This window comes from Litoreibacter ponti (assembly GCF_003054285.1).
Classification (GTDB): Bacteria; Pseudomonadota; Alphaproteobacteria; order Rhodobacterales; family Rhodobacteraceae; genus Litoreibacter; species Litoreibacter ponti.
This window is the reverse complement of the sequence record NZ_QBKS01000002.1, coordinates 454,511-470,457: the sequence shown is the minus strand read 5'-3', so window position 1 is coordinate 470,457 and position 15,947 is coordinate 454,511. Positions and strand designations below refer to the sequence as shown.

Here is a 15,947-nt window from a genome sequence, read left to right as displayed (position 1 = left end):
AAATGCGGTGAGGAGGGACGTCCATGGCATATAAGGAAATCTACGAGAGATCGCTGAGCGACCCCGAAGGCTTCTGGATGGAGCAGGCGCAGGCCATCGACTGGGACACGCCCCCCTCCAAGGCGCTGTTTGCCGACCGCGCGCCGCTCTACGAATGGTTCAAGGACGCACAAGTCAACACCTGCTACAATGCGGTCGACCGCCATGTCGAGAACGGCCGGGGCGCGCAGGCGGCGATCATCTATGACAGCCCGGTCACCGACACCAAGCGCACCATTACCTACGCAGAGCTGCAATCGCAGGTCGCCGCGATTGCGGGTGTGCTGGCCTCCAAGGGGATCGAGGCGGGCGACCGCGTCATTATCTACATGCCGATGGTGCCAGAGGCGCTCGTGGCCATGCTGGCCTGCGCGCGCATTGGGGCGGTCCACTCTGTCGTCTTCGGCGGCTTTGCCAGCCACGAGCTGGCTGTGCGGATCGACGACGCGACGCCCAAGGCAATCATCGCCGGGTCCTGCGGGATCGAGCCGGGGCGCGTGGTGGAATACAAGCCCCTGCTCGACGGCGCGATTGAAGAGGCGGGGCACAAGCCGGAGTTCTGCCTGATCTTCCAGCGCAATGAGGCGCGCGCTTCCATGATCGAAGGGCGCGATTTCGACTGGGTCGAGGCGCAAGAGGGCGTCGAGCCCGCCCCCTGTACGCCCGTCTCCGGCGACCACCCGGCCTATATCCTTTATACCTCCGGCACCACCGGCCAGCCCAAGGGGGTTGTGCGCCCCACCGCGGGTCACCTCGTGGCGCTGAACTGGACCATGCCAAACATCTATAATGTCGGCCCCGGCGACGTGTTCTGGGCGGCCTCGGACGTGGGCTGGGTCGTGGGCCACAGCTATATCTGCTACGCGCCGCTCATCCATGGCTGCACCACGGTCGTGTTCGAGGGCAAGCCGGTCGGCACGCCGGATGCGGGCACATTCTGGCGGGTGATTTCCGAGCACGGGGTGAAGAGCTTCTTCACCGCACCCACCGCCTTCCGTGCCGTGAAGCGCGTGGATCCCAAGGGCGAGTTCATCGCGAAATACGACCTCAGTGGGCTCGACCAAATCTTCCTTGCGGGCGAGCGGGCCGACCCCGACACGATTGAGTGGATGCAGGATAAGCTTGGCAAGCCCGTGATCGACCATTGGTGGCAGACCGAGACGGGCTTCACCATCGCGGGCAACCCTTGGGGGATCGAGCAGATGCCGATCAAGATCGGCTCGCCCACGGTGGCGATGCCCGGCTACGATGTGCAAATCCTCAGCGATGACGGCCACCCCGTCCCCGATGGCGAGCTGGGCGCGATTGCGGTCAAGCTGCCGCTGCCGCCCGGCACGTTGCCGACGCTCTGGAATGCCGAAGGAAGGTTCCGCAAAAGCTACCTCGACACGTTCCCGGGCTATTACGAGACCGGCGATGCGGGGATGAAGGACGAAGACGGCTACCTCTGGATCATGGCGCGCACCGATGACGTGATCAACGTGGCGGGCCATCGCCTGTCCACTGGCGGGATGGAAGAGGTGCTGGCGGGCCACCCGGATGTGGCCGAATGCGCGGTCATCGGCGTGGCGGATCAGTTGAAAGGCCAGCTGCCTTTGGGATTCTTGTGCCTGTCGAGCGGGGTCAACCGGCCGCACGAGGAGATCGTCAAAGAGGTCGTCGCCCGCGTGCGCGACAAGATCGGCCCCGTGGCCGCATTCAAGCTGGCCTGCGTGGTCGAGCGTCTGCCCAAGACCCGCTCGGGCAAAATTCTGCGCGCCACGATGGTCAACATCGCCAACGGCACGCCCTACAAGATGCCCGCGACGATTGATGATCCGGCGATCCTCGACGAGATTGCCGAGGCGCTGAAGGAGCTGGGATACCCCGCTAGCTGAGACCGGAGGCCGCCAAGGCCGCTGCGGCCTTGGTTCCAAGAACGGAATGTGCGGCGGGATGTGTCTTGCGATAGGTTTCCAGCCGAAAGCCCGGGCACCTGCGCCGCAATCGGTCGGCGGTGGCGCGGGCTTCGGCGCCGCGGTCGAGGTGATGCAGGGAAACGATCTTCGCACGCAGCGTGGATACGTGCCTGTCATTGTTCGCCAAGGACGCCTGCGCGAGCGCCAAGGCGCTCTCATAGTCTTCTGCCGCCAGGTAGGCCGAGCTGCAAAGGCTGTCGAAATAATAGCTGAACGGATCCGCAGGCGACAGGCTGCGCGCTCGCACGGTGGCCGCAATGGCCTCGGTCCCTTCATCGCGGAACGCAAGGTGCGCGCCACTGAGCAGCCAGGACAGGCTTTCATTCGGATTTATCTTCAGCGCAGCGTCGTAGCTATCCTGAGCGACGTCCGTGTTGCGCAAAAGGTTGGTCCGCACGCAGCCGTCGATCACCAGTGCGAAGGCGCTCTCGGGGTCCAGATCAAGGGCCCGCGCCGTGGCATCAAGCGCCCGTTGTGTGTCGCCCGGGCGGTCTGCAGTCCAGCCATTGAACACGTTCAGCATGTACCAGCGGGCGAGCCAGGCATGGGTTTCGGCATTCTTGGGCGCGCGGGACACGGCCTCCAGCAGCAGAGCGCGCGAGGTCGCGAACTGGCAAAATGCGAGGCGATGCATGAGAGATACACCCTCAACGATCAGCCTGTGATCTTCCAGCGCCAAGGGCGGGCGATCCCGCACATAGGCAATCGATCCATCGGCGATCGAGCGGCCAATGGCACGGACCACGTCGTCCAGACCGGTCCTGACGAGACAAAATCCTTGCGCTGATGAGGCAGAAATCTGCCGGCTCCAGATGATGCTTCCGTCCCGCGCATCGACGAAATCCATGTCGACCGCGCAGCGCCCGCCGATGTCGCGAACGGACCCGCTGACGAAGTAGTCGACCCCAAGCGTCCGTCGGATCGCCGCGATATCGGGCTGAGGTGACGCGACCGCGCGGCTGGAGAGATGCGAGACGATAAACAGGGCGCGTGAGCGGGACAAGGATCGGCAGATCTCTTCCGCGAGCCAATCGCCAAGGACATAAAGACTCTCGTCGCCCCAAATCCGCCGGAAGGGCAGAACTGCAATGCGGGGCATGGGCGGGCTGAGGCCAGGGCACGGCGCTTTGCGATACAGCCCGGCAATCTGGCTTTCATCCGCGCGGATCGAAGCGATCCAGTTTTGGAAGTTTGGAACGCGCAGGTCGATATCTTTCAGAAAGCTTCCGTGCGTTGGGCCGCCCTCAAAGCGGACGCGCGTCAGGTCCAAGGCAATGTCGCTGTTGGTGCAGGTCAAGAAACGGTCAAAATCCGGGCCAAGGATGCGTCGCAGGTCAGACAGCATGCGCCGCAGGTTTTGGCGGCCCTCGTCGTAGCTGTAAGAGCCCCACAAAGTGTGCTGCAGGTAGTTTCGCGTCCTGCGTGCAAGGGGCGCTGTCGCGAGCAGGGCGAAAAATGCGCGCTGCTTTTGGCTTTTCAGTGTCGCGCCGCGCATACCGCTGACCCGCACGACACATGGTCCGAAGAGAGAAATGCTTAATCTGTTGCCCACTCTTAACCCTCAGAGAAATATTCACAAAAAAGGTTAATCTGCAGGACTGCGCCCCTCCAATAAGGCTCACGGTTTTCTCACATGCATCCCGAAGAGCTCGCGAAAACGAAAATGTCGGAGGAAAATCCTGCTGAAGCCATCGCGGCGCATCGCAGGCATTGAATCTCCTGACAGGGACCTTCAATATCGCCCGAGTGATTTTTGGGGGACCGCCACATGTCTGATCTGCTGCCCGCGGCGCTGTCGGTGCGCGAGAACGCCCATGCGCCCTATTCCAACTTCGAAGTGGGTGCCGCGCTCCGGACCAAGGCGGGCACGGTTTTCGTGGGGTGCAATGTCGAAAATGTCGCCTACCCCGAAGGCACCTGCGCCGAAGCTGGCGCCATCGCCGCCATGGTGGCGGCAGGCGAGCGGGAGATCGTGGAGGTCTGCGTCGTCGCGGGCTCGCCCACGCCGGTGCCGCCCTGCGGCGGCTGCCGCCAGAAGATCGCCGAGTTTGCCACAGGTGACGTGCCGGTTACCATGGCCACCACCGGCGGCGCGATGGAGTGGACGACGGTGAAAGCCCTCTTGCCCGGAGCCTTCGATGCGGGGCATATGGCCTGACCGATGGATGCTGCCCAGATCATAGGGAAAATTCGCCGCCGCGAGGCGGTTACTGCTGCCGAATGCCGCTGGTTTGGCGGCGCGCTTGCGGGCGACGGGATCTCTGACGCCCAAGCCGGCGCGTTTGCCATGGCTGTCGCGATGGAGGGCTTGGGCGCCGAGGGGCGCGTTGGCCTGACCGAAGGGATGCGCGACAGCGGGGATGTGCTGCGCTGGAAGCTTGACGGCCCGGTGCTGGACAAGCACTCGACGGGCGGCGTGGGCGATCCGGTCTCGATGGTGCTCGCGCCCGCGCTGGCGGTCTGCGGGGCCTATGTGCCGATGGTGTCGGGCCGGGGCTTGGGCCACACGGGCGGCACGCTCGACAAGCTCGACGCGATCCCGGGCTATACCTCGACCGTAACGGCATCGAAGCTGCAGCAGGTCACGCGCGACGTGGGCTGCGCCATCGTCGGCGCCTCCGGCACGGTGGCGCCATCCGACAAACGGCTCTACGCAATCCGCGATGTAACGGCGACGGTGGACAGCATCGATCTGATCACGGCCTCAATCCTCGCCAAGAAGCTCGCAGCCGGACTGCAGGGGCTGGTGCTCGACGTCAAGACCGGCTCGGGCGCGATCATGGCGGACCCGGCGCAGGCGAAACGCTTGGCCTATTCGCTGGTGGAGGTCGCCAAGGGCGCGGGCTGTCCCACAACGGCGCTGATCACCGACATGTCGCAGCCGCTGGCCACGGCCGCGGGCAACGCGGTCGAAATCCGCGCCGTGATGGAAGCACTCAGCGGCACCGGCCAATCGCGCCTGCGCGAAGTGGCGCTGGCGCTGGGCGCGGAGCTTTTGGGCAACAACAAGCAGATCAAGGCCGATACGGAGAATGCGTGGAACGCGCTCAATACCGCGCTGACCTCGGGGCGCGCGATGGAGCAGTTCTGCCGGATGGTCGCGGCCTTGGGCGGGCCCACGGACTTTGACGAAAGCTGGCGCTTCTGCCTGCCGGAGGCCAACATCGTGCGGGAAGTGCTGCCGCTGGCGACGGGCCACATCCGCGCCATTGACACCCGCGCGCTGGGCGTCGCGGTGGTGGAGCTGGGCGGAGGGCGCAGGCGGGAAATGGACCGGATCGACTCCTCCGTCGGCCTGTCGGGCCTCGCGCGGATCGGCGCGAAGGTCGACAAGTCCACCCCGCTCGCCATGGTCCACGCCGCGACCGAAGAAGCCGCCGCCAAGGCGGAGCGTGCGGTGCGCAAGGCTTTCCAGATCGGCGCGGCTGCCGTCCCCGCGCCAGAGCTGTTCATCGACAGGGTGGCCGTGTGAGCCGGGCCTTTCTGGTCGTGCTCGATTCCGTCGGCTGCGGCCACGCCCCGGACGCGGCCGCCTTCGGCGACGAGGGCGCGAACACGTTGGGCCATATCCACGAGACGGTCGGGCTGAAGATGCCCAATCTGATGGGGCTCGGTCTTGGGGCCGCGATGGGGATCGCGCCGGCCGGCACGGGGCTTCATGGCGTGGCCGAAGAGGTCTCCGTCGGAAAGGACACGCCCTCGGGTCATTGGGAGCTGGCAGGCGTGCCGGTGCCCTGGGCGTGGCACTATTTCCCCAATACGCAGCCCGCCTTTCCGCCGGAGATAAGTCAGGCCGTAGCGGAGTTTTGCGGCACGGACGGCATCCTTGGCGATTGCCATGCCTCCGGCACCGCGATCATCGAAGGGTTGGGCGAGGCGCATCTGCGCACGTGCAAGCCGATCTGCTACACCTCGGTCGACAGTGTCTTCCAGATCGCCGCCCATGAAGAGACGTTCGGGCTGCAAAGGCTGCTCGATCTCTGCCGCCATATCGCGCCGCAACTGCATGCGATGAAAGTCGGGCGGGTGATCGCGCGGCCGTTTCTGGGCACCGACGCAGCCAGCTTCAAACGCACGAAGAACCGCCGCGACTTCGCCATCGAGGTGCCGAAACCGGCGCTGCTGGACTGGGCCGTGGCAGAGGGCCGCGCGACCTACGGGATCGGCAAGATCAGCGACATTTTCTCGGGCCGCGGCGTCGGCGTAAGTCGCACGGGGCCGGATGCAGAGCTGATGGGCCACCTGTCCGATCTGGTGGACGAGGCCCCGGACGGTGCGTTGGTCTTCGCCAACTTTGTCGAGTTCGACACCAATTTCGGCCATCGCCGCGACCCGCATGGCTATGCCGCCCATCTGGAATGGTTCGACGCGGCAATCGCGCCGGTCCTCGCCAAGCTGCGGCCCGGCGATCTGATGGTATTCACCGCCGATCACGGCAATGACCCGACATGGACGGGCACCGATCACACCCGCGAGCGGGTGCCGGTTGTGGCGGCGGGGGGCGGCCCAAAAGACGTGGGCCAAGTGATGTTCGTAGACGTCGCGGCCTCTGTCGCGGATCATTTGGGCCTGAGCCAATCCGGCCCCGGACGGAGCTTCCTATGAGCATCCCGAAGGTCGAGCTGCATCTGCATATCGAAGGCGCGGCGCCGCCCGCCTTTATTCGCGGGTTGGCGCAGGAGAAGGGTATCAATCTCGACGGAGTGTTCAACGAGGACAGATCTTACCGAATCGAGAATTTCACCCAGTTTCTGCGCGTCTACGAGGCCGCCTGCACGGTGCTGACCGGCCCGGAGGAATTTGGGCGGCTGACCACGGCGGTGCTGGAACAATCCGCCGAGCAGGGCGTGATCTATACCGAAGCCTTCCTCAGCCCTGATTTCTGTGGCGGTGGCGATCTGGGCGCGTGGCGCGAATACCTGCATGCGATGCAGGAAGCCGCCAGCCGCGCCGACGACATTGAGATGCGCGGCATCGTCACCTGCATCCGCCATTTCGGCCCCGATCAGGCCAAGACCGCCGCGCGCTGCGCCGCCGAGACGGTGGGCGATTTCATCACCGGGTTCGGGATGGGCGGCGACGAGATGCAAGGCACGCAAGGCGACTTCGCCTACAGTTTCGACATGGCGCGCGAGGCCGGGCTGCGCCTGACCACCCATGCAGGCGAGTGGGGCGGGGCGCAGAGCGTCTGGCAAGCGGTGCGCGACCTGCGGGTCGAACGTGTGGGCCACGGGGTGCAGGCCATTGATGATCCCAGGCTGGTCGATCATCTGGCCGAGAACGGCATCGTGCTGGAGGTCTGCCCGGGCTCGAACGTCGTGCTCGGCGTGTACCCAGATTGGAAGAGCCACCCCATAGAGCGGTTGCGTGCGGCAGGCGTGCCGGTGACGGTCTCGACGGATGATCCGCCCTTCTTCCACACCACGCTGAGCGATGAATACGACCGCCTCGCCGACACGTTCGGCTGGGAAGACGAGATCGTGCGGGAGGTCAATGTCACCGCGGCCAAGGCGGCCTTCTGCGATGACGCGACCCGCGAGACACTGCTGAAAAAACTGGAGCCAGACACATGACCGACACGCCTCATCTGACCGTCGTAGATCACCCGCTGGTGCAGCACAAGCTGACGCTGATGCGCGAGAAAGACACGCCCACAGCGGTGTTCCGTCAGCTTCTGCGCGAGATCAGCCAGTTCCTGGCCTACGAGGTGACGCGCAACTTGCCGATGGAGACGAAGCGGATCGAGACGCCGATGGAGCCGATGGACGCGCCGACGCTGGCAGGCCGCAAGCTTGCGCTGATCTCGATACTGCGGGCGGGAAACGGGTTGCTGGACGGGATGTTGGAGCTGATTCCGAGCGCGCGGGTGGGCTTTGTCGGGCTCTACCGCGATGAAGGGACGCTTCAGCCGGTGCAATACTATTTCAAGGTGCCCGAATTCCTTGACGAGCGGATGGTGATCGCCGTGGACCCGATGCTGGCCACCGGCAATTCCTCTGTCGCGGCGATTGATTTGCTGAAGAAAGCGGGCGCCACGAACATCCGATTCTTGTGCCTTCTGGCCGCGCCGGAGGGCATCGCGCGCATGAAAGAGGCCCACCCGGACGTGCCGATTGTCACCGCCGCAGTGGATAGCCACTTGAATGACAATGGATATATTGTCCCGGGGCTAGGGGATGCGGGAGACCGCATGTTCGGCACAAAATAAGGTATTTCCCTGCTTTACTTGATTGGGGTGCTGTTGCATTGTGACCGCTATATCTAGTGGGGACTGATATGCGACTATTGCAACTGCTATCCGTGTCGGTGCTGGCGCTCGGGCTGGGATCCTTTCAGGCCGAGGCGCAGAGCTTCCGCGGCTCCAACGGCCCGGCGGAGCAGCCACCGGCCTCCTTCAAGGGCAAGCAATATGTCGATAGCCGTGGCTGCGTGTTCATCCGTGCGGGCTATGGCGGGCGCGTGACCTGGGTGCCTCGGGTGACCCGGGACCGCAAGCAGGTCTGCGGCGCGCGCAGCTCGGTCGCCCCCAGAGCCCAGACCGCGAAAGCCGCGCCGAAGGCCGCCCCAAAGCCGACCGCCACGAAGGTTGTCCGCGGCAAGCCGCCCAAGGGCGCCAAGGTCATCTCGCGCGAGGTCAAGGTCATTCCGGCCGCACCCAAGCCGAAAACGACCACCCGGGTCGTCCGCAAAGCCGCGCCTGCGCCCAAAACCCAGACCCGTGTGGTGCGCCGTCAGGTGCAAACGGCTCCTGCTGCGACCGCGCAGGTCCGGACAGTGCAACGCTGCTCGGGTGCCAGCAGCTTCTCGCAGCAATTCGTCAACCAAGGCGCGCGTTGCGGCCCGCAGGGCACGCCCTCGCGCAGCATCGTGCGCGAAGAGGTCTCCCCGCAAAGCCGCAACACCGTGGGCCGCGAGCAGCTCAAAGGCCCGCAAGGGGTCAATCGCCGCATCAAGCAGGCCGCGATCAAACCGCCCAAGGGCTACAAGGCCGCATTCGACGATGGCCGTCTGAACCCCCTTCGCGGTGTTGGCACCTCGTCGGGTAAGGCACAGATGGGGCTGGTGTGGTCCAATACTGTGCCGCGCTACCTGATCGATCCTGCGACCGGCAAGCGGGCAACGGCGGCGCGCAAGCGGGTGCTCGGTATCTTCTAGAGCTTACTCGGCGCAGATTTCCTGCAGGCTGATCCAATCCCCGTCTGACAGCAGGCGCGGCGCCTCGGTACCGCGATAGGGGTCCGCCTCGATCAGCGGCAGCGTCGTCTCTCCGGTCACATCGACAGCAAAGGCAAAGGGGCTCAGCGCGACCTTTGCGGTGGCGAAGCGGTCGATCAGTATTTCCGTGTCGGGCTCTGGCGCAGGCTGGGCGAGCAGGGTCTCGGCATAGTCGCGCAAAACATCGTCTTCGACCTGGCCAGTGGTCAGCAGGTGCAGCGTCGCCCTGCCGCCCGCGGTCTCAAGCAGGGTCTGCAAGGGATCGGTGGTCTGCATCGTCTCGACGGCGGCCAGCATGTAGCCCGCGGTCACATCCGGCGCGTCGTGGTCCTCGACCAAGGTACGGTTCAGGATCAGAAGACCACCCGGCAGCCCAAGGGCTGCGTCCGGTCCTTGCGGGACCACATAAGCCTTGCGGATCCGGTCGCCCAGCACCCGGGCCTTCAGCCGCGCGAGGGCCGCGGTGCCCAATGGCGCGCGGCAGGTGTCGCCGGTCAGCCGCGTCATGTGTCCCAGAAGCGCCGTGCCGATTGCCACGCGCTTGGCGTCGGGTACGACCTGCACCGTGTGGCGCACAAGTGCGCCGGGCAGCCAGAACACACCAAGCGCCGCGATCCCCGCGATGAGCCCCGCGAAGATGTAAAGCCGCAACCGGCCGCGATGCGGGCGGCGCCTGGCGACCGTCCGGCGCACCTTCTCGATGGCGTCGATGAGGGTCGCGTCCTCCAGCTCAAGCATCTCTCCCGCATCCACGCCGGGGCGAAACAGGGCGGGGCGCTGGCCGGGGTTGATCCGGTCGATGGCGGGAAGGGACCAATGGGCGAGGGCGGTGTCGGTCTGGTCGCGGATGATCAGGGTCGCGTCACCGAACGAGACCGTGACGTCACGCCTTTGGGCATCGGGGCTTTCGCGCCAGATGCCTGAAGATTCCAGCCGTTCGTACTCTTTCAATGCCGTCATTTGATGCGGCGTGCCTGCTCATTATACGTATGCGGCTACGATAGAGACTTCGCTGCAACCGCTCAACACCTTTGCGCGTCGGGCGTGGCGCATTCGGCCTGCGACTTCCGAGTATCGACTAAAGGCTCTTCGCCTTCGTCCGCAGCTCGAACTTCTGGATCTTGCCGGTGGATGTTTTCGGCAGCTCCTGGAAGATCACCGTCTTCGGGGTCTTGAAGCCTGCCAGCTGACTGCGGGCGTGGGCGATGAGGTCGGCCTCGCTCGTCTCGGCCCCGTCCTTGAGTTCCACGAACGCACAGGGCACCTCGCCCCATTTTTCGTCCGGCTTCGCCACCACGGCGCAAAGCGAGACGGCGGGGTGGGACATCAGCACGCCCTCGACCTCGACCGACGAGATATTCTCGCCGCCGGAGATGATGATGTCCTTGGCGCGGTCGGCGATCTGGATGTGGCCGTCGGGGTGCTGGAAGGCCAGATCGCCAGAGTGGAAATGCCCACCCTCGAAGGCCTCCTCCGTCGCCTTAGGGTTCTTGTAGTAGCCCTTCATCACCGCGTTGCCGCGCATCACGATCTCGCCCTGGGTCTGCTTGTCCATCGGAACTTGCGCGTTCTTCTCGTCGACTACGGTGACGTATTCCATCATCGGGAAGGCCACGCCCTGTCGGGACTTCAGGGCCGGGCGCTCCTCTGCCGGGCGCGCGTCCCAATCCGGGTTCCACAGGCATTCGCTGACATGGCCGTAGGTCTCGGTCAGGCCATAAACATGAGTGATGTTGAAGCCGAGAGCCTCGATCTTCTCGAGCGTGGCGGGGGCGGGGGGCGCGCCTGCGGTGAATACCTCGACCACATGGTCGAACGGTTTTCGGGCGTTTTCCGGCGCATTGACGATCATGTTCAAGACGATGGGCGCGCCGCCGAAATGGGTGACGCCCTCGTCGGCGACGGCTGTATAAATTGCCTCCGCCGTGATGTCGCGGCAGCAATGCACGCAGCCGCCCAACAGCGGCATCATCCACGTGTGGTTCCAGCCATTGCAATGAAACAGCGGCACAATGGCGAGGAAGCGCGGGTAAAGCTGCATCCGCCAAGAGATCACCGTGCCCATCGTCATCAAATACGCGCCGCGGTGGTGGTAGACGACGCCCTTGGGGCGGCCCGTAGTGCCGGAGGTGTAGTTCAGCGCAAGGCTTTCCCACTCGTCCTCAGGCATGTTCCAGCTGGCCTTCGGGTCGCCGCCCGCGATCAGGTCCTCATAGGTCTCGAAACGGCCCGTGGCGGGGAAGCCGGCCTGCTCGTCCGGGACCTCAATTATCTCGGGACCTTCGCCCTCGCAGGCGGCTTTCGCGGCCTCGGCCAGCTCGATGAATTGCGTGTCGCACAGCACAACCTTCGCCTCGCCATGATCAAAAATGTAGGCGACCGTGCCGGTGTCGAGCCGGGTGTTGATCGTGTTCAGCACCGCGCCCGCGGCGGGCACGCCGAAATGCGCCTCTGCCTGGGCGGGGATGTTGGGCAGGATGGTGGCGACCACATCGCCCGCGCCGACACCGCGCGCCGTCAGAGCCGAGGCAAGCCGGGACACCCGCGCGTGGTAGTCCGTGTAGCTGAGCCGGGTGGTGCCGTAGACCACCGCCTCGCGGTCGGGGAAGACCTGGGCCGCACGGTTGAGATGCGACAGCGGCGTCAGGGGGACATAGTTGGCGGCGCGGCGCTCCAGCCCGGTCTCGTCAGACATCCAACCCATTGTCATCCTCCCCTAATGCAGTCTTAAGTTAACTGGCCCATGTGGGGCGGGAGTGTGCCTAAGGCAAGGGCCAATGAAAAGAGGTATTCGGGGCGCGCCGGGTGGAAATGTATGACAATTGATCTGACATCAGCCACACCGGCCCCCGCGACGGCACCGGCCCGCGCGAACGACCCGCGTCAGGCCGCGCTGCTGGCGGTGTTCGGCATGGTGGTTTTGTCCTTCATCGACGGCTTCGTCCCGGTGATCGCCCGCGATGTGGGCCTGTGGCAGTTCCACGCGACCCGCTCTGCGATGGTGCTGGCATGCCTTCTGCCCGCCGCAGTGGTGCTGGGCTGGCGGGTCCGCCCGGTCAGCATCGGCGCGGTCGCGGTCCGCTCGTGCCTCGTGGCGGGCTCGATGCTGCTTTATTTCGCCGCCGTCGCGGTGCTGCCGCTGGCGCAGGTGGCGGCGGGGCTTTTGACGGCCCCGATCTTCGTCCTGCTGATCTCATGGGGCTTTTTCGGCGCGCAGATCGGCCCGTGGCGCGTGCTGGCGGTGATCCTTGGCTTTGGGGGCGTGCTTTTGGTGCTGCGGCCCGGCGGAGAGGGCGTCTCCGTCCTGACCTTCGTGCCCGTCGGCGCGGGCGCGCTCTACGCGACGGCCGCGGTTGCCACCCGGCAATACTGTGCCTCTGAGAGCGAAGTGACGCTGGTCGCGGGCTTCTTCGGCGCAATTGGTCTGTGCGGTGTGGCGGGCTTGGCCGTCCTCTCAGGCAGCGACAGCCCGCCCGCAATCGACGGCTTCTTTGCCAGCGGCTGGCAGCCCTGGACCGGCCCCGCGCTGTTCTGGACCGCCGCGCAGGCGCTGGTGTCGATGATCGGGATCGGCGCGCTGTTCCGCGCCTACTTGTTGGCCGAGGCGAGCCACGTCGCCGTGTTCGAATACACCTTCCTCATCGCCGCGGGCGTCTGGGGTTACGTGCTGTGGGGGCAGGTGCCCGACGCTCTGGCGGTGCTGGGCATGGTGGCGATCATGGCCGCAGGGGTCGTCATCATCAAACGCAGCGGGGCGGCATGATCATCTCGCATCCGGCGCCGCGCGGGCGCAACTTCATCTTCGTGCACATCCCCAAGACCGGCGGCACCTCGATGGCGCTTGCGCTGGAGGCGCGGGCCAAGGCCGATGACGTCCTGATCGGGGACACCCCCAAGGCCCGCAAGCGCCGCCGCCGGGTGCAAGGCGTCGAGGCTACTGGGCGGCTGTGGAAACATTCAACCCTGCGCGACATCGTCGGGCTGGTGCCGCAGTCACAAATCGACGCGGCGCGGGTTTTCACCCTCGTGCGCAACCCGTGGGACCGGATCGCGAGCTACTACCACTGGCTGCGCGCCCAGAGCTTTGAGCACCCGGCGGTCAAGCTGGCCCGGGGTTTAGAGTTCAGCGCCTTCCTGCATCACCCGCAGACGCGGGCCTCGCTGCAGGCCGCGCCCTATGGCTCTTACGTGACCACCGCGGCCGGGGCGGAGCGGTGCGACCTCTTTGTTCGTCTCGAGCATCTCTCAGAGGATTTGCCGAAGCTCGAAGCGCTGATCGGCTGCAAGCTCGGGCCGTTCCCCCATGACAACCGCTCCGAGCGCGGCGCGACGCGGGATCTCTACTCCGACGCGGATCGCGACCTTGTGGCCGAGATCGCCGCCGAGGATATCGCGCGGTTCAACTACCACTTCTGATTGTTCTCAATTTGAACACAATTCGCCGCAAAATGACCTTTTTGCGGTCCAACCTCTGCCCCGGCGGATGCGCAATCTCACCCCAATCAAGTTTGAAACGAAGGGTGGGACCATGTTTTTCAAATCGAGCAAGAAGACGTCCAAGTCCACGCCGCTGGTGCTGGAAACCGCACCGAGCGCCGGGATTTTTGCAGGCACACGGCTGGCGACAGACTATGCTTGGACCCCGGTCGAAGAGCTGCAGGTTGGCGACACGGTGTTGACGGCAGAGCACGGCGCGCAAGAGATCGTCTCGATCGAACACCGCTCCCTGTCGGTCTCCGCGGCCCGCGCCAATGCCAAGCAATGGCCCCTGCTGGTGCCCGAGGGCGCAATCGGCAATACCCGCGCGATGCTGGTTTCCCCCGACATGCGGCTGGTGATCGAGGATGAGGCTGCTGCAACGCTCTTTGGCGAGCCCTGCGTCAGCCTGCGCGCCGAAAACTTGATCGGTTATCGCGGCATCGCCCGCGCGCGTATTTCCGGTGACCTGAGCCATGTGACCCTCCGTCTTGCGGGCGAAGAGACGCTGGTGGTCGAGGGCGGTGTCTACATCGACCTGCCATCGCCGACAGGCACCCACCGCTTCACCCCGCTCAGCGACCGCCAGGCGCGCCAGCTGAGCCGCCTGATGGGCGAGGCGGACCGCAAGAACCGCGCACGCCCCGTGGTCAGCGCATGGATCTAAGCCGGGTTATCGCGCCATTCAGCGGCGCAGGCTGGCCTTCAGTTCGCCCGGCGTGAAGGCCCCCAGCACCCGGCCAAGTAGCCCGTAGACAATCCCCCCAGAGATCAGCAGCAACGCCAGCGCGGCGTAGCGCCAGCCGCCCAGCTCGAACAGCGGGGCCAGCGCCACATGCGCGCCGTACAGGAACCCACCCATCAAGCCCGACGCCAGCAAGATCATCGGGGCGCGGCTGCGGAACCTCGCATCGAGCGACGCCGCATCGCCGAAGCCTCTGGCGTAGTGCCACAGCAGCCACGCCATCGCCCACCCGGCCAGCGAGGTCGCGAGCGCCGCCGCGAGATAATCCAGATAAAACCACAGCCCCACGGCGACGACCGCGTTGATCACCATCGCGACGAGGGCGAAGTAGAACGGGCGCTTGGTGTCCTCGCGGGCGAAATAGAGCGGCTGGTAGATTTTCTGCAGCACAAAGGCCGGCAGACCGAGCCCGTAGATCGCCACAGCGAGCGCGGTGGCGGCGGTGTCGTCCGCCGTGAAGCGCCCACGCTCAAACAGGACCGAAATGATCGGCGCGGGGATCACCATCAGCGCCACGGCGCAGGGCACGGTCAGCGCCAGCGCGACCTCTGCCGCGCGGCTCAGCGCATGGCGCCCGCCTTCGGTATCGCCCGCCTGCAGACGCCGCGACAGCTCCGGCAGCAAGACCACACCGATGGCGATGGCCACCACGCCCAGCGGTAGTTGGTAAAGCCGATCGGCATAATTCACCCAGGCGATTGCTCCCTCGGTCCAGCTGGCCACATTGCGGCCCACCAGAAGGTTCACCTGCACCACACCCCCGGCCAGCGCAGCGGGGGCGGCGATGATGGCGAGGCGCTTGAGCTCGGGCGTCAGCCGCGGGCGGCGCGGCACAAGCCTGTAGCCCGCGCGCGACGCCGCGACCCAGACCAGCGCCAGTTGGGCGATGCCCGCGACGGGAACGGTCCAGGCCAGCGCAAGGCCGATGTCGAACCCTAAAGACCACGCGCCGGTCAGCGACGCGATGAACAGCACGTTGAGCAGGACGGGGGCCGCTGCGGCGGCCACAAACCGCCCGGTGGCGTTCAACACGCCGGACAGCAAGGCCGCGAGCGAGATGAACAGGATATAGGGGAAAGCGATGCGCCCGAAGAGCGTGGCGAGCCCCAGCCTTTCGTCATCTGCAAAGCCTGACGCCATCAAGAGCACCAGCGCGGGCATGAACAGCTGCGCCAACAGGGTAAAGGCGATCAGGATCGTGGCGAGCCCGGTAAAGGCATCGCGGGCGAATTCCAACGGGCGCTCGCCGCTTTCGACCTTCTTGGAGAACATCGGCACAAACGCCATGTTGAACGCGCCCTCGGCGAAGAAGCGGCGAAACATGTTGGGCAGGGAGAAGGCGATCAGGAAGGCCTCGGCCACGGGGCCAGACCCCAGGAAGCCCGCGATCAGCACATCGCGCACGAAGCCAAGGATGCGGCTGAGCATGGTCCACAGGCCGACGGTCGCGAAACCGCGCATCATCCGGATCGGGGCGGGCTTGGAAATCGGGCTGCTCCTTCGTTTTGACCCAA

General features: G+C 65.4%; 14 protein-coding genes. 10 read left to right on the top strand and 4 right to left on the bottom strand.

Going from position 1 to position 15,947, the window contains the following annotated elements; all coding sequences use genetic code 11:
* Positions 1–23 precede the first annotated feature (23 nt).
* Positions 24–1,916, top strand: a complete 1,893-nt coding sequence (locus tag C8N43_RS16205) for a propionyl-CoA synthetase (protein ID WP_107846793.1) — start codon at positions 24–26, stop codon at positions 1,914–1,916.
* Here C8N43_RS16205 and C8N43_RS16200 read toward each other — a convergent pair.
* Positions 1,909–3,492, bottom strand: coding sequence for a hypothetical protein (locus C8N43_RS16200; RefSeq protein ID WP_211308614.1), 1,584 nt, complete (start codon positions 3,490–3,492; stop codon positions 1,909–1,911). The genes C8N43_RS16205 and C8N43_RS16200 overlap by 8 nt on opposite strands.
* Before the next feature lie 273 nt (positions 3,493–3,765).
* On the opposite strand from C8N43_RS16200, the gene cdd reads away from it, so the two are divergent.
* The 6 genes from cdd to C8N43_RS16170 all read left to right on the top strand — a co-directional run bounded on the left by cdd (position 3,766) and on the right by C8N43_RS16170 (position 9,152).
* Positions 3,766–4,155: a cytidine deaminase gene (cdd, locus tag C8N43_RS16195; RefSeq protein ID WP_107846791.1), complete on the top strand. Its 390-nt coding sequence runs from the start codon at positions 3,766–3,768 to the stop codon at positions 4,153–4,155.
* A gap of 3 nt (positions 4,156–4,158) precedes the next feature.
* Positions 4,159–5,469 (top strand): thymidine phosphorylase, encoded by a 1,311-nt coding sequence (locus tag C8N43_RS16190; protein ID WP_107846790.1) that lies wholly within the window; start codon positions 4,159–4,161, stop codon positions 5,467–5,469.
* Positions 5,466–6,602 carry a phosphopentomutase gene (locus C8N43_RS16185; protein WP_107846789.1) on the top strand — a complete coding sequence of 379 codons (1,137 nt, stop codon included), beginning with the start codon at positions 5,466–5,468 and terminating at the stop codon, positions 6,600–6,602. The genes C8N43_RS16190 and C8N43_RS16185 overlap by 4 nt, the downstream gene beginning before the upstream one ends.
* Positions 6,599–7,570 carry an adenosine deaminase gene (locus C8N43_RS16180; protein ID WP_107846788.1) on the top strand — a complete coding sequence of 324 codons (972 nt, stop codon included), beginning with the start codon at positions 6,599–6,601 and terminating at the stop codon, positions 7,568–7,570. The genes C8N43_RS16185 and C8N43_RS16180 overlap by 4 nt, the downstream gene beginning before the upstream one ends.
* Entirely contained in the window at positions 7,567–8,205 is a 639-nt protein-coding gene (gene upp / locus C8N43_RS16175) for a uracil phosphoribosyltransferase (RefSeq protein ID WP_107846787.1), read from the top strand. The genes C8N43_RS16180 and upp overlap by 4 nt, the downstream gene beginning before the upstream one ends.
* A gap of 68 nt (positions 8,206–8,273) precedes the next feature.
* On the top strand, positions 8,274–9,152 hold the full coding sequence (locus tag C8N43_RS16170) for a hypothetical protein (RefSeq protein WP_107846786.1): 879 nt from the start codon (positions 8,274–8,276) through the stop codon (positions 9,150–9,152).
* 3 nt (positions 9,153–9,155) lie between these two features.
* Here the strand turns inward: C8N43_RS16170 and C8N43_RS16165 are convergent, their stop codons facing one another.
* Both C8N43_RS16165 and C8N43_RS16160 read right to left on the bottom strand, forming a co-directional pair.
* Complete coding sequence (locus C8N43_RS16165) at positions 9,156–10,172, bottom strand: hypothetical protein (protein WP_107846785.1); 1,017 nt, start codon at positions 10,170–10,172, stop codon at positions 9,156–9,158.
* Positions 10,173–10,290: 118 nt separating this feature from the next.
* Positions 10,291–11,916 (bottom strand): AMP-binding protein, encoded by a 1,626-nt coding sequence (locus C8N43_RS16160; protein WP_107846784.1) that lies wholly within the window; start codon positions 11,914–11,916, stop codon positions 10,291–10,293.
* 111 nt (positions 11,917–12,027) lie between these two features.
* Here C8N43_RS16160 and C8N43_RS16155 point away from each other — a divergent pair, with 111 nt between their 5' ends.
* From C8N43_RS16155 to C8N43_RS16145, 3 genes are all read left to right on the top strand, one after another.
* Positions 12,028–12,975, top strand: coding sequence for a DMT family transporter (locus C8N43_RS16155; protein ID WP_107846783.1), 948 nt, complete (start codon positions 12,028–12,030; stop codon positions 12,973–12,975).
* Positions 12,972–13,628, top strand: a complete 657-nt coding sequence (locus C8N43_RS16150) for a sulfotransferase family 2 domain-containing protein (RefSeq protein ID WP_107846782.1) — start codon at positions 12,972–12,974, stop codon at positions 13,626–13,628. Before C8N43_RS16155 ends, C8N43_RS16150 begins: the two co-directional genes overlap by 4 nt.
* A gap of 112 nt (positions 13,629–13,740) precedes the next feature.
* Positions 13,741–14,355, top strand: a complete 615-nt coding sequence (locus tag C8N43_RS16145) for a Hint domain-containing protein (RefSeq protein ID WP_158269996.1) — start codon at positions 13,741–13,743, stop codon at positions 14,353–14,355.
* Between the two features lie 18 nt (positions 14,356–14,373).
* Here C8N43_RS16145 and murJ read toward each other — a convergent pair whose 3' ends face one another.
* The gene (murJ, locus tag C8N43_RS16140; protein ID WP_107846780.1) at positions 14,374–15,897 is read right to left on the bottom strand and encodes a murein biosynthesis integral membrane protein MurJ; all 1,524 of its coding nucleotides are present in this window, start codon (positions 15,895–15,897) and stop codon (positions 14,374–14,376) included.
* Positions 15,898–15,947 lie beyond the last annotated feature (50 nt).

What these genes read in the sequence shown, in the direction of transcription:
- C8N43_RS16205 (WP_107846793.1), top strand. Translation starts at nt 24, where the DNA reads ATGGCATATAAGGAAATCTACGAGAGATCGCTGAGCGACCCCGAAGGC.
- C8N43_RS16200 (WP_211308614.1), bottom strand. Translation starts at nt 3,492, where the DNA reads ATGCGCGGCGCGACACTGAAAAGCCAAAAGCAGCGCGCATTTTTCGCC.
- cdd (WP_107846791.1), top strand. Translation starts at nt 3,766, where the DNA reads ATGTCTGATCTGCTGCCCGCGGCGCTGTCGGTGCGCGAGAACGCCCAT.
- C8N43_RS16190 (WP_107846790.1), top strand. Translation starts at nt 4,159, where the DNA reads ATGGATGCTGCCCAGATCATAGGGAAAATTCGCCGCCGCGAGGCGGTT.
- C8N43_RS16180 (WP_107846788.1), top strand. Translation starts at nt 6,599, where the DNA reads ATGAGCATCCCGAAGGTCGAGCTGCATCTGCATATCGAAGGCGCGGCG.
- upp (WP_107846787.1), top strand. Translation starts at nt 7,567, where the DNA reads ATGACCGACACGCCTCATCTGACCGTCGTAGATCACCCGCTGGTGCAG.
- C8N43_RS16170 (WP_107846786.1), top strand. Translation starts at nt 8,274, where the DNA reads ATGCGACTATTGCAACTGCTATCCGTGTCGGTGCTGGCGCTCGGGCTG.
- C8N43_RS16165 (WP_107846785.1), bottom strand. Translation starts at nt 10,172, where the DNA reads ATGACGGCATTGAAAGAGTACGAACGGCTGGAATCTTCAGGCATCTGG.
- C8N43_RS16160 (WP_107846784.1), bottom strand. Translation starts at nt 11,916, where the DNA reads ATGGGTTGGATGTCTGACGAGACCGGGCTGGAGCGCCGCGCCGCCAAC.
- C8N43_RS16155 (WP_107846783.1), top strand. Translation starts at nt 12,028, where the DNA reads ATGACAATTGATCTGACATCAGCCACACCGGCCCCCGCGACGGCACCG.
- C8N43_RS16150 (WP_107846782.1), top strand. Translation starts at nt 12,972, where the DNA reads ATGATCATCTCGCATCCGGCGCCGCGCGGGCGCAACTTCATCTTCGTG.
- C8N43_RS16145 (WP_158269996.1), top strand. Translation starts at nt 13,741, where the DNA reads ATGTTTTTCAAATCGAGCAAGAAGACGTCCAAGTCCACGCCGCTGGTG.
- murJ (WP_107846780.1), bottom strand. Translation starts at nt 15,897, where the DNA reads ATGATGCGCGGTTTCGCGACCGTCGGCCTGTGGACCATGCTCAGCCGC.